General features: G+C 60.8%; 15 protein-coding genes. 8 read left to right on the forward strand and 7 right to left on the reverse strand.

Translation table 11 applies throughout. The features are described from left to right. The first annotated feature begins 529 nt into the window (after positions 1-529). The 4 genes from purB (at position 530) to VSP_RS11445 (ending at position 3,884) form a co-directional block, all read left to right on the forward strand. Positions 530-1,957 (forward strand): adenylosuccinate lyase, encoded by a 1,428-nt coding sequence (gene purB, locus VSP_RS11430; protein WP_009960728.1) that lies wholly within the window; start codon positions 530-532, stop codon positions 1,955-1,957. 131 nt (positions 1,958-2,088) lie between these two features. Next, positions 2,089-2,766 carry a hypothetical protein gene (locus tag VSP_RS11435; protein ID WP_009960729.1) on the forward strand — a complete coding sequence of 226 codons (678 nt, stop codon included), beginning with the start codon at positions 2,089-2,091 and terminating at the stop codon, positions 2,764-2,766. A gap of 54 nt (positions 2,767-2,820) precedes the next feature. Beyond that, positions 2,821-3,558, forward strand: coding sequence for a TlyA family RNA methyltransferase (locus VSP_RS11440; protein WP_009960730.1), 738 nt, complete (start codon positions 2,821-2,823; stop codon positions 3,556-3,558). A gap of 59 nt (positions 3,559-3,617) precedes the next feature. Next, on the forward strand, positions 3,618-3,884 hold the full coding sequence (locus VSP_RS11445; RefSeq protein ID WP_009960731.1) for a hypothetical protein: 267 nt from the start codon (positions 3,618-3,620) through the stop codon (positions 3,882-3,884). Between the two features lie 68 nt (positions 3,885-3,952). Here the strand turns inward: VSP_RS11445 and VSP_RS35005 are convergent, their stop codons facing one another. Next, a complete protein-coding gene (locus VSP_RS35005) occupies positions 3,953-4,867 on the reverse strand; it encodes a metallophosphoesterase family protein (protein ID WP_081452499.1) in 915 nt (304 codons plus the stop codon). Beyond that, positions 4,836-5,828 carry a diacylglycerol/lipid kinase family protein gene (locus tag VSP_RS11455; protein WP_081452500.1) on the reverse strand — a complete coding sequence of 331 codons (993 nt, stop codon included), beginning with the start codon at positions 5,826-5,828 and terminating at the stop codon, positions 4,836-4,838. Before VSP_RS11455 ends, VSP_RS35005 begins: the two co-directional genes overlap by 32 nt. Positions 5,829-6,000: 172 nt before the next feature. Between VSP_RS11455 and VSP_RS11460 the strand changes: the two genes are divergently transcribed. Next, positions 6,001-7,599, forward strand: coding sequence for an aldehyde dehydrogenase (NADP(+)) (locus VSP_RS11460; protein WP_009960735.1), 1,599 nt, complete (start codon positions 6,001-6,003; stop codon positions 7,597-7,599). Between the two features lie 79 nt (positions 7,600-7,678). Here VSP_RS11460 and VSP_RS35010 read toward each other — a convergent pair whose 3' ends face one another. After that, positions 7,679-8,053 carry a nuclear transport factor 2 family protein gene (locus VSP_RS35010; protein ID WP_009960736.1) on the reverse strand — a complete coding sequence of 125 codons (375 nt, stop codon included), beginning with the start codon at positions 8,051-8,053 and terminating at the stop codon, positions 7,679-7,681. A gap of 148 nt (positions 8,054-8,201) precedes the next feature. Here VSP_RS35010 and VSP_RS11470 point away from each other — a divergent pair, with 148 nt between their 5' ends. Next, positions 8,202-9,584: an SBBP repeat-containing protein gene (locus VSP_RS11470; protein ID WP_157210843.1), complete on the forward strand. Its 1,383-nt coding sequence runs from the start codon at positions 8,202-8,204 to the stop codon at positions 9,582-9,584. Between the two features lie 82 nt (positions 9,585-9,666). Then, positions 9,667-11,169: a hypothetical protein gene (locus VSP_RS11475; RefSeq protein ID WP_009960738.1), complete on the forward strand. Its 1,503-nt coding sequence runs from the start codon at positions 9,667-9,669 to the stop codon at positions 11,167-11,169. Here the strand turns inward: VSP_RS11475 and VSP_RS42180 are convergent. The 4 genes from VSP_RS42180 to VSP_RS11490 form a co-directional block, all read right to left on the reverse strand. Further along, complete coding sequence (locus VSP_RS42180) at positions 11,097-11,582, reverse strand: hypothetical protein (protein ID WP_156345078.1); 486 nt, start codon at positions 11,580-11,582, stop codon at positions 11,097-11,099. The two genes, VSP_RS11475 and VSP_RS42180, sit on opposite strands and share 73 nt — an antisense overlap. Positions 11,583-11,689: 107 nt before the next feature. Beyond that, positions 11,690-11,953: a hypothetical protein gene (locus VSP_RS11480; protein ID WP_009960740.1), complete on the reverse strand. Its 264-nt coding sequence runs from the start codon at positions 11,951-11,953 to the stop codon at positions 11,690-11,692. 197 nt (positions 11,954-12,150) lie between these two features. Then, positions 12,151-12,927 (reverse strand): hypothetical protein, encoded by a 777-nt coding sequence (locus VSP_RS11485; protein WP_009960742.1) that lies wholly within the window; start codon positions 12,925-12,927, stop codon positions 12,151-12,153. Positions 12,928-13,167: 240 nt separating this feature from the next. Beyond that, positions 13,168-13,845: a class I SAM-dependent methyltransferase gene (locus tag VSP_RS11490; protein ID WP_009960743.1), complete on the reverse strand. Its 678-nt coding sequence runs from the start codon at positions 13,843-13,845 to the stop codon at positions 13,168-13,170. 262 nt (positions 13,846-14,107) lie between these two features. On the opposite strand from VSP_RS11490, the gene VSP_RS11500 reads away from it, so the two are divergent. After that, positions 14,108-14,752, forward strand: a complete 645-nt coding sequence (locus tag VSP_RS11500) for a hypothetical protein (protein ID WP_009960745.1) — start codon at positions 14,108-14,110, stop codon at positions 14,750-14,752. Positions 14,753-14,811: the final 59 nt, after the last annotated feature.

The following is a 14,811-nucleotide window of genomic DNA, read 5'->3' on the forward strand; positions in this document are numbered from 1 at the left end:
GTGAATTTATGATGCACTATTTGTGCGTGTTAAAATAGGTTAAACCTATGATTTAGAGAGAAATAAATCTCTTAAACATGTAAAAACAATGATAAACAGGGCTGTGATCCTTTGCTCTGGGCGGACGGCAGCTTGGGGAGAAAGTTGCTCACATTGAGGCCGGGGATGTGTGAGCATGTGTTTGCACATAAAGTGCGTGTTAAGTCGTGTGAGGAATAAGTGAGGAACCTCTGGGAACTTCTGTGAACGACTTATTATTCACAGCCTCAATGCACTTGGTCAGGGAAACGCTAGGGAGGGGAAGGCATCTCCTAATGGGTGTTTTTACAAAATGGGCGTGAAAATGAATTGACCCTTTGCCCTCGCCTTGAGCGGCTGGGTGGCGAGGGTTCCTTGAGAGTTTGCAGGGGCTGGGCAGACGGAACCGGTGGCCTCGAGTCCTTGCTTCCTTCTTGACCCCGCCCCCTTTTCTCTTATCCCTGTCATCCCCCTTTCTTCTCGTCCCTTACCCCTAGTCCCTCTCGCTCACATGTCCGACGCCATCCCGAATGTCCTTGCCGAACGCTACGCTTCCTCCTCGATGTGCGCCATCTGGTCGGGAGAGGGGAAAGTGCGGCTCGAGCGTGAACTCTGGATCGCCGTGATGAAGGCCCAGCGGGACTTGGGCATTCTGGTTCCCGACGGCGTGATTGAGAGCTACGAGCGGGTGAAGGACCAGGTGAACCTGGACTCCATCATGCAGCGTGAGCGGGTGACCCGCCACGACGTGAAAGCTCGCATTGAAGAGTTCTGCGACCTTGCCGGTCACGAGCATATCCACAAGGGCATGACCAGCCGCGACCTCACGGAGAACGTGGAGCAGCTTCAGGTCTTCCGCAGTCTGCAGGTAGTGCAGCGCAAGAGCGTGGCCGCTCTCGTCAAGCTGGCCGCCCGCGCCAAAGAGACCCGGGACATCCCGCTGACGGCTCGCACCCATAACGTTGCCGCCCAGGTCACCACGGTGGGCAAGCGCATCGCCATGTTCGGTGAGGAGATGCTCGGTGCCTACCATCAGCTTCAGAGCGTGCTGGGCAGCTACCCCGCCCGCGGCTTGAAAGGGGCCGTCGGTACTCGTTTGGACCAGATCAGTCTTTTTGAAGGGGACGCCGTCAAGGCCCGGGCGCTGGATGAGAAGGTGGTGGCCTACCTCGGCCTGCCGCTGGCCTTCGGTGCCGTGGGACAAGTTTATCCTCGCAGTCTCGATCTTCGCGTCGTGAGTTCCCTGGTGGATCTCGCCAGCGGTCCTGCCGACTTTGCCCGTACTTTGCGCCTGATGGCCGGGCAGGAACTGGCCAGTGAAGGCTTTGCCAAGGGGCAGGTCGGCTCCTCAGCGATGCCGCACAAGATGAACAGCCGCTCCTGCGAGCGGGTGAATGGTCTGCATGTGGTACTAAAGGGCTACCTGACCATGGCCTCCGGCCTGGCGGGCGACCAGTGGAATGAGGGAGACGTCTCCTGTTCCGTGGTGCGTCGCGTCATGCTGCCCGATGCCTTTCTGGCCATGGACGGTCTGCTGGAGACCTTCCTCACTATCCTGAACCAGATGGAAGTGTTCGAGGCCGTAGTGGCCACCGAGCTCCAGCGCTATCTGCCCTTCCTCCTCACCACCACTGTCCTCATGGAGGCGGTCAAATCTGGCGCGGGTCGTGAAGGTGCCCATGAGGCGATCAAGGAGCATGCTGTGGCAGTGGCCAAGGATCTCCGCACTGGCAAGGTCCGGGCCAATGATCTCTTTGATCGTCTCGCCGCCGATGCCCGTCTGGGGCTCACGCCGGCGCAGTTCGAGGTGGTCTTTGAGCAGGGACGTGCCAACTCTGGCGACGCTGGCGCTCAGGTGGACGAGTTCGCTGCCCGGGTGGATGCCGTGGCTGCGAACTGCCCGGAAGGTGCTGCATATGAACCGGGTGCCATCCTCTAAGGGTCCGTCGAGCAATATCTCTTTCGGCTAATTGAGAGTTTTTGGTTTTCAGTTGTCTTCCAAACGGGCAAAATAGCGGGCTCAATCCACGCAGCCCGCTGGCTCGACATCTGAAATCAGTTCCTTCTTACATGAAATTCGTCGCTATTTTCATCACGCTCGTCCTCTTCGGGGGCATGGGTTATCTCATGATGGATGCCCGGAACCAAGCCAAAGGGGTGACCAATGAGCTGGAGTTGATTCGTCGTCAGCAGGCTGCAGCTCAGGCTGAGCGGGCCGCCGAGCAACAGGCTGGCGCGGCCCCCGCCACGGACCAGATCCCGGGTGCCACTGGCAAAGGCAAACGTCCGGCCCCGACTCCGGAGCAGCTGGCTGCCGCCGCTCGTGAGAGCGAAGCCCTCGTGCAGGGTGCCTCCACCAGCATCCCTACGATGCCCGCTGGCAGCTCACTCGGTACAGAGGCCCCCAGTGCCCCAGGTTTGGGTACGGTTCCCGGTGCCGCCCCGGCACCGGTGGCCCCGTTGCCACCGACCCCGCGTCAACGTCAGGTGATGTCCGCCCCGGCCATCGCCAAGGTGAGCGAGGTTCAGGTCGAGTCCGGCTTTGTGATCATCAGTTCCGGCTCCGGCCGCAAGATCGAAAAAGGCATGCCGTTCGCGATCCGTCGAGGTGACGCCATCGTCGGCAGGGTGAAGATTACTCTCGTGGAAGAGGGGAACGCGGTGGCGGACATCGTGCGGGAAAGCGTCCCGGTGGGGGTGACCCTCCAGCAGGGGGATGACGTCATTCAGGATCTGCCTCCTCTTTGATCTTCTCCCATAAAAAAGAGATCGTTTTTGTCTCCCCCAGTCTGATTCCGGCAAATGGCAAAGCAGCGGCTTGATCACCTCCTGGTGGCACGTGGACTTTGTGCTTCCCGGGAGCAGGGGAAGCGTCTCATCCTCGCTGGCGATGTGCTCGTGAACGATGTGCCGGTTACGAAGGCGGGCCAGCTCGTGCCAGAGGATTCCGTCATTCGCGTCAAGGTGCCGCCCAAGTATGTCAGTCGGGGGGGATTCAAGATGGAAGGGGCCCTCGCCGCTTTCGGCGTTTCGCCTGAGGGGAAGGTATGCTTTGATGTGGGGGCTTCCACGGGAGGCTTTACCGATTGCCTTCTCCAGCATGGTGCGGTCAAGATTTTCGCGTTTGACGTCGGGACCAATCAGCTGGTCTGGAAGCTCCGCAGCGATCCTCGAGTGGTCTCGCGGGAGAACTACAACGTCCGCCATCTGAAGGCTGAGGATGTGGGCGAGGAGGTGGACCTCATTGTCGCCGACGTCTCTTTCATCTCCCTCACGCTCGTCCTGTCCCCTGCGTTTCAGGTGTTGAAGGTGGGTGGAGAGGCCCTGGTGCTGATCAAGCCCCAGTTCGAGCTGAGTCGGGAGGAGATCGGCCGTGGCGGGATCGTTCGCGAAAAAGAGCTTCACGAGAAGGCCTGCCTGAAGATTGAGACCTTTGTGAAATGCCAGCCCGGCTGGGTCTGGAAGGGCCTCACTGATTCCCCGATTCAAGGCACCGATGGAAACCGCGAGTTCCTGGCCTGGATAGGAAAGGTGGCTTGAATTGGGAGCTGTCGGCAAGCCTGGACAGCCGCCTCCTTCACGGGCACCGATTCAGAGACATGAACGTGTCTGAGTTTATTTCCAAGGTGGCTCCGCACATTGGGAGCGGACAATGGCGGCAACAGCACCCCGGTGCGACTCAGCTTGCGAGCGGGGCTGGAAAGCTGGCCTCACTGGCCACCGGTGTGGGTATGCTGCGAAGCGGTGCGGCGCAGAGGGGCTGGAAGCGGTGGGGGCTTTTCGTTCTCGGAGGCGTTCTGCTCTACCGCATGCTGGCTGGCAAAAAAGAAGAACAGAAAGACGAGGCTTGGTTCAGAAGGAGGTAGGGATTGTGAATTCTGCGGTGAGTTGGCTCATGCCTGTGGATCCGGCGGGATCGATGGACGGGGACGGCTCACGGCACGTTTTGATCACCTTCGGTCACCAAGCGCTGTTTTTCCCTGTCCCTTTGGATCTGGATCGCCTTATGCTGCCGGGGTGGAGACTTGGCTTCGGTCCAGTCGCCATCCTGGCCCCGGTGGAACTGCCACATTCGGGTCGGGACATAGGTCTCGTCATTCCAAGTCCACGCTTGTACTTGCAGATGCTGTCGGTCACCCTCGATCACATGAAATCCATTGGGCTCCCCTTTGAGCCGGTGGGAGGTGGCGGTGGAGGTGACGGAGAGCACGAAGTGACGGGGGTGCACCCCGGGCAGCTTCACGGGCACGGCGTAGCTGAGGTGAAAGTGACCGGAAAGGACGAGGTCAACGCCAGCCTCGTTGAGCGCGCCGAAGAGGGCCGGCCGTTTGTCGATCAGGTGCCGACGGGTGCCCTGGGGTGGTGCTGCTGGCGGGTGGTGGACCACGAGCACCCTCAGTGCCTCTGGGGTGGCTTCGAGGTACTGCTGGCGGAGGCGGATGAGTTGGCCTGCGGACAGTCGCCCGCGAGACCAGTCCACGTAGAGCCCGCCAGGGCGGCTTGAATTCATGCCTGCCACTACCATGCCAGGGGCGTGCAGAGTGGGCTCCATCTCCTCGCCCATCACCTCACGGTAGGTGCGCCAGGGGTGCTCAAACCGGGCCCAAAGGTGGACCCCGTGGGGCATGTCGTGATTTCCTGGGACCACAAAGCGGGGGCCGGGCAACGTCTCAAGAAACTCCCGCGCTGCCACGAACTCGCGATGCCGGCCCTTCTGGGTCAGATCCCCGCTGATGACGGTGAGGTCTGCACCGACTGCCTGGACGGCGTCGCGCAGGGCCTCAGGTCGTCCCATCGTGATGGCACCAAAGTGCAGGTCAGACAGGTGCACCAGCCTCATGGTCGGCATGCTCCGGCTGGTTGTTTCCTGCGTCAACGACTTCCTCCAGTCGGGGGGCTATGACGTGCAGAGCTTTGGGCCGGATCCGGATGCGGAAAGGGACCCTCAGTTTGTCGATCTCGCCATCGCGCATCACCGGGATCCTGGATTTGCGCCTTACTCGCACCTCCAGCTCGGTGGTGTGCAGCACCGTCAGTTCTTTGTCCTCCTTCCAACGTCCCATCAGCCAGGCCAGGCTGGACTTCAGCAGCCCCCAGCGGCTGCGGTGCGTGGAGACATACACGGTGAAATAGCCCGCATCCAACGAGCGACGTCGTGGGATGATGCCGAACAGGTCCTCGTAGTCGTTGTTGGCCATGAGGGCGATGCGGGTGCGGCGGCGCACCTCCCGGCCGTCATCGTCTTTCAGCACCAGATCCAGGGGCGGGAAGGTGGCGGCACTTTTGATGGACGCGGTAGCCGTACGCCAGGCTTTCACCAGCCAGTTGCCGTGATACTCTGGCTTGCCCAAGACCAGCGCTGGGTAGAAGCCCAGCACCACCACGCAGAAAAACAGGCTGCCATCCACGTCCAAGAGGTCCACGGCCCCTTCTGGAGCCTGGGTGAGCTGGCGGGCCGCCTCCTCCCAGTCCAAGTTCATCCCTACATCCCGTGCGGCGAGATTGAAGGTGCCCAGCGGCAGGATGCCAAGGGGCTTCTCATGCCCTGCCAGCACACTTGCAGCCGTTGCAACCGAGCCGTCACCGCCGCCGATGATAACTGCGTCTGCGTCGCCGTCGCGGGCCTCAACCAGGGTGGGTTCGATTTCCGCTCCCCGGACGAGCCGGACATCTGCCTCAGCGCCCAGTTCCGCAAAGATCTCCCGCAGGCGCTCGGCGACATGCTCAGGCCCCAGTGAGGAGATGGTTCCCGATTCGCGGTTGAGGATCACTACTGGGCGGTTCCAACGGCAGGGGGAGGGGGAAGGCATGGGTGGGTGGATGTTGCGACGTTCGCTGGGACCGTCTTTTCTGATTCGCCTGTAGTTTCAAGTCTGCGCTTCTCTGTACGGTGACGGGCTCAGTCTCAGACTCGGTAAAAAGGCGGATTGGGCATCTGACAAAACTGCTTTATTTCTATGGGAGTTAGGTGCTTAGTTACCAATGACTCTCCACGGCCATTCCATCATCGCAGGCAAGGTTACCCGTTCCGAGTCGGGTGTGACGTTTCTTCCGGTCAACCCGTCCACTGGCGCTGATCTGGCCCCTCCCGTACACGAGGCCTCGTTGGAACTGGCTGATCAGGCTCTGGCGGCAGCGGATGAGGCGTTTGATGCCTTGCGGAGCAAGTCTCCAGCCGAGCGGGCTGCTTTTTTAGATGCCATCGCTGACGGCATTGAGGCCCTGGGTGACGCCTTGCTGGAGCGCGCCCAAGCGGAAACCGGCCTGCCTCTCGCGCGGCTTGCCGGGGAGCGGAGCCGGACCACGGGGCAGGCCCGCCTGTTCGCCCGCCTCATTCGAGAAGGGTCCTGGCAGGAGGCGCGGATTGATCGCGCCATCCCTGACCGCCAGCCTCTGGCCAAGCCGGATGTCCGCCGCTTCATGCAGCCGGTGGGGCCGGTGGTGGTCTTTGGTGCCAGTAACTTTCCCCTCGCCATCTCCGTGGCCGGTACGGATACCGTCAGTGCCCTCGCTGCGGGCTGCCCGGTAGTGGTCAAGGCCCACCCCGGCCACCCTGGCACTTGTGAGATGATCGCCCGGGTCATTTCCGAAGCCGCCGACCGTGCGGGCATGCCTTCCGGCACATTCTCCATGGTGCATGGCCGCGGTGTGGAGATCGGCATGGCGCTGGTCAAGCATCCTCTCACCACCGCAGTGGCCTTTACTGGATCCCTCCGCGGCGGCAGGGCACTGTTTGACGCCGCCAGTGCCCGGCCCTCTCCCATCCCATTCTACGGTGAACTGGGCAGTGTGAACCCGGTGTTTCTCCTTCCCGGGGCACTTCAGCAGCGCGGCCCGCAGATCGCAGAGAGCTTCGTCGGCTCTCTCACCATGGGTGTCGGCCAGTTCTGCACGAACCCTGGCGTGGTCTTTGGGGTGAAGGGCGACGGGTTTCAGGACTTCACGGAAAAGACCGCCTCTCTGGTGCGCGCCTGGCCGCCGTCCACGATGCTGCACTTCGGTATCTCCCAGGCTTTCAAAGACGGGCTCAAGCGCATCAGCAGCGTGAAGGGGATCGATCTGCTGGGCATGTCCGAGGGTACGGCCCGTGGGAACTCTGCCCAGGCCTCAGCCATGGTGTTTTCCACAGATCTGGAGACCTACCGCGCCAACGAAGATCTGCACGAAGAAGTGTTCGGCCCAGCCTCCATCGTCACCCAGTGTCAGAGCAGGGAAGAGCTGGAACAGGTGGCTGAGTCCCTGCAGGGGCAGCTCACCGCCAGCATCCACGGCACAGCCGAGGATCTGCGAGAGCATGCCCGCCTCATCCGCATCCTGGAGCGGAAGGTTGGTCGCATCATCTTCAATGGCTTTGGCACAGGCATTGAGGTCTGCCCGGCCATGCATCATGGCGGTCCGTACCCGTCTTCCACCCACAGCTTCTTTACCAGCATTGGCACCGCGGCGATCTATCGCTTCGTCCGTCCGGTGTGTTATCAGGGCTTCCCGGACGAGTGCCTCCCCGCCCCGCTGCAAAATGCCAATCCCGCTGGCATGTGGCGCATGGTGGATGGGGCTATGACCCAGGAATCACTGAACTAAGTGTGCCAGAGGTTGCAACGCCCCTCCCGCCTGGAGGGGCGTTGGAATTGGCTCATGAACCCATCCCAAGGGGTGGGGCTCATTCCGCCGGATGGATCGCCAGGTGGGTGATGAGCCATCCGTCATGTTCCAGCTGGTGCTGTAGCATCACCGGGCTGCCATCAAAGGAGCCGGAGACCAGTCCCGTGATGTTGATCCGGCCATCGTCGCCCGTGACCTCCCGCACCTCGATCCTCGGATGATACTTCTCAAACGCCTCTGCGATCCATGCGTGAATCTGGATGGTGCCCGTGTGGAGGCGTTGCTCGTCCTCGACTTGGGCATCAGGCCCGAAACAGCGGGCCACTGCGTCCGGATTCTGGGAGTTCATGGCCGCCACATATTTGTTGGCCAGCAGTTCAGCGGGGGAGTGGGAGGGCAGGGGATGGGAGGCTTCACAGGCAGTTGCATTCATGGGACCAGTCTATGACAGGGCACTGACAGCCTTATGTCAGCAGGGGACGGCGAATGCGTAAAATGATCTCCCGTGACGGACTCTGGTAGATTCGTGACTGGCGCTGGCCCGTGATGAAATCTCCGGGCTGCCCCGCCGTATCGCCTGCATGATCGAGACCGCATCTTTTTTATACCGCTTCGTTTGTGCCTTTACCCGGTTGGGGCTGGTTGCTTTGCTCATCCCCTGTGCTGCACCCTGCCAGACCTTCGAGTGGGTGGCATCTGGGGGTGGGGCGCAGTCTGACAAGACGCGGGCCGTGAATGTGGACCGCCAGGGCAATGTCTTGCTGGTGGGCGAGGTCAATGGGGACGCGAGGTTCGGGGAGATCGTCGTGTCCGGTGCGGGCAATACGGACTGCTTGGTTGCCAAGGTGTCGCCGGAGGGGGAATTCCTGTGGGCGAAGTCTCTGGGCGGCAGTCTGGTAGATCGCGGCTACGGCGTCGCGGCGGATGCGGAGGGCAATCTCTATGTCACGGGGCATCATCAGAGCACAGACGCCAAAGCGCTCGGCCAGCCTCTGCCCAATGCCGGGGACTATGACCTCTTTGTGGCCAAGTACAGCCCGGTGGGAGAGCTGCTCTGGGTACGTACCGCGGGAGGCAGCGGCTATGACTATGGTCACGGGATCGCGGTGGATAGCGAGGGGGACATTGTGGTGACGGGGGCGGTGGTAGGGCCTGCCAAGTTTGGCGAGACCGAACTGACCGGCACGCGTCCCATTTTCTGTGCCAAGTACGATGCCAGCGGCCGATTGCTCTGGGTGAGGGGCACAGAAGGCAAGGCGGCATGCAGCGGTCACGGAGTGGCGCTGGATGCCGCGGACAACATTTATCTGGGCGGTCTGGTCTCCGGCACAGGCAACTTTGCCGGTCGGGAGTTGAACACTGGTCGTGAGACTCACGCACTCGTGGCCAAGCTCAATTCGCAGGGAGAGGTGCAATGGATCAGCACCGTTCCAGGAGCTCCGAGTGCGGTGGTTCATGAAATCACGGCTGACGCTGTGGGCACGGTCTGGGTGGCGGGCATTTTTAAAGGACGCCTTCAGGCTGGCAACAAAAGCTGGACCACCACCGGTGAGAAGGACAGCGATGGCTGGGTGGCGCAGTTTGGCACCGACGGAAAGCTCAAGTGGTGCCAGACCTTGCAGGGGGCGGGCACAGACTATCTGCTGGGGGTGGCTCCCAATGGCTCTGGCGGCGTGCTGGTGGCGGGTGAGGCCAGCCCTGGTGCCATCCTGGCGGGCGGGCAGAAGCTGGAGGGGGCCGCGCGAACGAGCGTGCTGGCGGCGTCCCTGGATGGCTCAGGCGCGTTGCAGTGGCATCAGGTGGCCACTGGGGACAAGGCGGGCAACGCGTACACGATTGTGGTGGATGGCAAAGGCACGGCCGTTCTGGGCGGGGCGGCGATGGCTCCCACCGACTTCGGTCAGGTGCCTATGAGTGCCACTCAGGGGGCAGATGCCTACGCGGTGAAGGTGAGGCTGAAGTAGCCCGCTCTGGTGCGGGTAAAGTAACGCTGTTCAGAAGGGGGCGGGTTTCGTAGAATCAGGGCAAAACCCCTGCCATTCTGCCATGAAACGTCGCACCTTCCTGGGCCACAGCGCCGCCCTGACTGCGCTCGGGGAGCTGGGCTTTCTTTCCCGGTTGCCTGTTGTCTCTGCCCAGGAGGCGACCCTGCCCACTCACATGGTGCGGTTCGATCCCGAGATCGAGCCGCTGGTACGCCTGCTGGAGGACACGCCCAGAGAGCCTGTGCTGGAGGAGTTTGGTTCGCGGATCCAACGCGGCCTTAGCTATCGGGAGGTGCTCGCCGCGCTCATGCTGGCTGGCGTGCGCAGTGTGCAGCCCCGTCCGGTGGGGTTCAAGTTTCACGCGGTGCTCGTGGTGAACTCCGCGCATCTGGCCAGTCTGGCCTCGCCGGACTCGGATCGATGGCTGCCCATCTTTTGGGCACTGGACCAGTTCAAGTCCTCCCAGGCTGCGAATGTGCGGGAGGGCAACTGGGTGATGGAGCCGGTGGAGGAATCCAAGCTCCCTCCGGCCCATGCTGCCCGCAAGGCATTCATCGAGGCGATGGACAACTGGGATGAATCCGCAGCGGATGTGGCCATCGTCAGCCTCGTGCGCCACAGCAGTGCGCATGATCTCTTTGAGCTCTTCACCCGCTACGGGGTGCGGGACTTTCGCGATATCGGGCACAAGGCCATCTATGTGGCCAACAGCTTCCGCACGCTGGAGGTGATCGGCTGGCAGCATGCCGAGCCGGTGCTGCGTTCGCTCGCCTATGCATTGCTGGATCGCTCGGGAGCAAATGTGAATCCCGCCCAGGCGGATCTCCAGGCGGATCGGCCGTTCCGGGAGAATCAAGAGCGACTCGCCAAGGTGAGGGAGGGGTGGACGGCGGGCAAAATGGATGACGGAGCCACGCGTGAAGTGCTGCAAACGCTGCGCGTGGGATCTTCATCGGATGTCAGCCAATTGACCCTGGACCTGCTCAATCGCGGTGTGGCACCGCAGTCGCTGTTTGAAGGCTGCTTTGATGGAGCTGGGGAGTATCTGATCCAGGCTCCAGGCATTGTGTCTCTGCATGCCATGACCTTCACCAACGCGGTTCACTACGCCTGGCAGCGGGTGCGGAGCGATGAAACAAGGCGATTGCTGCTGCTGCAGAATGCGGCCTTTCTCCCGCTGTATCGCGGAGGCCGGGCGGACAATGGCGTGCACATTGACCAGCTGGAGCCCGTGTCTCCCTCTGCCAGGGGAGATGAAGCGGTGGCGGAGATCTTTGCGGAGATCGGCAAGGACCGGCTCACGGCGGCGAGGAAGGTTCTAGGGTATTTGAAAGACCGTCCTGATGCCCGGGCCTTCTCCGATGCAGCCCGCAGGCTGGTGTTCATGAAGGGCACAAACTCGCACGACTACAAGTTCAGCTCTGCGGTGCTGGAGGACTACGGCCAGCTCAGCCGCCCGTGGCGGGATCAGTTGCTGGCCTCGAGCGTGTTTTATTTTCGCGGATCGGGAGAGCGGGACAATGAGCTGGTGGAGCGCGTGCGCAGCGCGGTGGGAGGGAGTTGATGGGGAGAGAGGGAGGCGGGGCGCAATTGTGATGGCCCACCGCTCCGCGGTAGATTTACCACGGTGTGATACCATGGGTAAGGCTCGCTAAACTCGCCCTCCATCGTAGCGTCTATGCATGGTGCCCCTCCGGGTTCTGGAATGATCCTTTCCGCCACCTGGCCGTCCATGGTCACGACCACGTCGTCTGGCTCAGGGGGGGGCAGGGCCCGGCTTTTGATGGACCATGGACCAACTTTGCGGAGGGAGGAGAGAGACTCCATGTAGTAGAAGCCGATGGAGTTCCGCTGAGCATCCGTGGTGCCGACGCTCTTCACCAGCACTGGATCAGGTGGCAGGGCATGAAGGTGCGTCCCGGCAAGCGGGACCAGCAGGAGCGCCTTATGAAGATAACGCCTTGCAGAAGAAAACATAGGCGGCATTAGCGTTGGAAATCAAAAGGAGACACCAGCCCATCCGCAAACACCGGGACGGGCACATGGGCCAATTGTCGAAGAGGAATGCAGTTCAGGGGGGCTTTCTAAGTCGCCAGTTTCATAGACGCGGCATCCTTCGTGGTGAACCAGAAGATCCTGCCTGCTGCGGGTCGCGCAGTGGCATCTTTCCAGGACTTTGGCTGGTCGGATGAGTCGGGATACTGCCACGAGTTGAACTCTTGCACGCTGTTGAGTTCCCAGTGTTTAAGGTCTCCAAGCTTCTCTTCCGTGAACGCGCGGGCGCTGGTCAGAGATACCTCAAAGCTGGTGGGCTCCCTGAGTTCGGTAAGGGCTCGGTCGGGCGGCACGTGAGCTCGAAACGTCCACCTCCCCTCAGGGCATCCATGAAAATGGGTGAAGTGCGAGCATGACGGGGCTATTTTTGCTTCTAGCAAGCGAACATGTGCATGCAAGTCTTCGCGGGATGAAGTCTCGCCACGCAAAAAAGACCTGGAGCGGGCATGCAGCTCACTCCAGGTCCCGGTTTTTGGGGTGGGGAAAGGGATCAGTTCGCTGCTTCCAGTGAGTAGCTCAGGGCAATGTGCGTTTTGCCATCCAGAGTTTGGATCATCACGGTTTGCGTGCGTTTGCCTTCGTCCTTCGTGGCATTGATGATGGTCATGTCTCCGTCAGCTGTGCTGGTCGCCGTGACGTTGGTTTCATAGCCAGCGGCCTTCAGTTGATCACCGTAGTACTTGCTGACGATCTCATTGTTTTGCGTCGTCTCCATGGCGTAGCTGCCATTGACCGAGCCGCCTTTTTCATTGCGCATGCCACCGGTGTTCGTGGCACCGGGATAGAGTTGCACCCAATCCGGAGGCGCACTCTGGCTGCCGCCGATGACAGTCTGCCCTTCCGGACCTGTCACCACCACGCCTTGTTTCTCCGCATTGGAGGCATCCATGGTGACGGTTTCGCCCTTGGCATTCTTGATGGTGAACTTGCCCTGCGCAATATCATCAAACGACATCGTAATGGTATCTCCAGACTTCTTCTCCTTCACCGTCACTTCGCCGGTAGCGTCGTTGACGGTGATGACTTCTAAATCGGGATTCATTCGCAAGGCGATCATCGCCGCCGCCTTGGTCGGATTCTTCTCGAAGTCGAGATCTCCCGCCACTTCCTTGATTTTCTGGCATGCCTTCATCCCCAGGAGCCCTCCCGCGACCATCGTGAGCAGGAGGAGTGCCCCGCAACCCATGCCCGCCACGGCGAGGCCGGACATGCCTTTTTTCTTCGGGGACTGGGGAGGGGAGGACGACTGGTTTGGATCCTGGTACATGAACGGCTGGGAGGTGGTTGGTGGTTTGGTTGTAAGGCTGAAGTGTAGAGGGGGTTTTGCCGTTTGTATGTAAACTGGCGAACTCGTGTGACGGGCAGGGGGTGGAATTCTTCCTCACCGCCATCCTGACCATGGGGCATGGCTGTGAGTTATTCGGTGGACCTGTCAAGCAGTGGACTGATGGAGTTGCAGGAAATAGGCCCCCGCGCCCCAGGCAACAGGCTCACCAAGCACTAAGCACTAAGCACTAAGCACCCTCTCTGCCACCAACCGATACGCTCCCAGCTGGGACGTGCTCTCCCGCACGGTCCAAATCGTTTGATCCAGGTGCAGCAGCTTGGGCAGTTCCCCGACTCTGAATCCCGCCTGGATGCTGCGGGCCATGTCGAACATGGTCACATGGTTGAAGCCCAGCACGGCATTCAGCAGGCGTCCCTTCCACAGATGAATCGAATGTCGGGCGGGTTCGCTGACAATCAGCAACCGGGCGCGGTGCAGCCGACGGCCCAGGATTGCGAGCTGATCGTCCTGGAAATGGTGTAGAATAAGATTGGCCACCACGATGTCTGCCTCGCGCAGAGCATTGGCGGCGGGTCCTTCTGCCAAGAAGTCTCCTTGAAGCCAGCCAGTCCCACTGGGAAGGCTGTGGAGCGGGGGAGGGGCGAGATCCAGTCCGGTCCAGCGGCTGGCCAGATCTGGGTGCGCTGGAGCCAGGTAGCGAACCAGGGCACCGTCACCAGCACCCAGTTCCACGGCCTTCTCACCGGCTCTGGCGTTTCGACCCAGCTCCTTCCGGATCCAGCGGAAGCTGCCCATGATGGTGTTTAAAAAACGGATGTCTGCTCGGCTGAGCAGGGCATCAGGATGATCGTGAGGCAGGGAATCCAGAATTTCGGGCTCAACCAGACGTGCTCGCATGCGGGAAAAAGGAATGGCATTCTGCCTTCAGGTCAACTTTGCTGCCAAAATCAGGATGCAATATGTCCAAATGAGGATGTCATGAGGGTGTGACTTCTTGGAGTAGGCTGGCCCGCAAGGTCTGGACTTTTCCACACGTTTTCCTCGTCCCCGTTTCCACAACCTGATTTGGATCCGTCCGGGTTGCGGTTGTTCGCAGGGTTTTGCATTCCCAAGGATCCTCCTCCTCCTCCTCTTCTTCTTCTTCCTCATCCATTCTGCCATGAAACACCACTGGACCACCCGCACGTCTGCTCTGATTGCATCCCTCTTGCTGCCCTTGACCTTGTCGGCTGAACCCAAGAAGTTCGTCTTCGACAGCGAAGCCTGGGACGAAGGGGAACCGCCCGCAGAAGTTTTTGTGGTAGAAGGCAAGTTCAGCATTGTCGCGAAAGACGGCAACAAAGGCATTCAGATCGGGGTGGGAGAACTCGTGGAGGCCAATGCACTGCTGGGTGATTCCGCCCGTGGCAGCGCCACCATTGAAGCTAAAGTCTTTGCCACCAAGCAAGGAAGGAGCTTTCCCCGTTTTGCCATCGGCGTGCACGGGCAGAGCGGTTATCGCCTGACGGTGTTTCCTGCCAAGAAGGAACTTCAACTCATCAAACAAGAAGAGGTTGTGAAGTCCATCCCTTACACTTGGACCAGCGACGCCTGGCTGAAGATGAAACTGGAAGCCAGAAAAGTTGCAGAAGGCGAATGGACAGTGACGGGCAAGGTGTGGCCTGCGACGGAGGCAGAGCCTGCAGAAGCTCAATTTACGGTGGAAGACACCACTCTCAAAGGGCAGGGCAAATGCTCCATCTGGGGCACGCCATTCTCCAACACACCGATCCTCTTTGATGACGTGAAAGTCGAGGTGGAGTAGGCCTTGCAACAACCTTGCTTGGGACACCTTCGGGCGCGGATCTCCATCCGCCCGAAGGT

It is taken from the genome of Verrucomicrobium spinosum DSM 4136 = JCM 18804 (assembly GCF_000172155.1).
Taxonomy (GTDB): Bacteria; Verrucomicrobiota; Verrucomicrobiia; order Verrucomicrobiales; family Verrucomicrobiaceae; genus Verrucomicrobium; species Verrucomicrobium spinosum.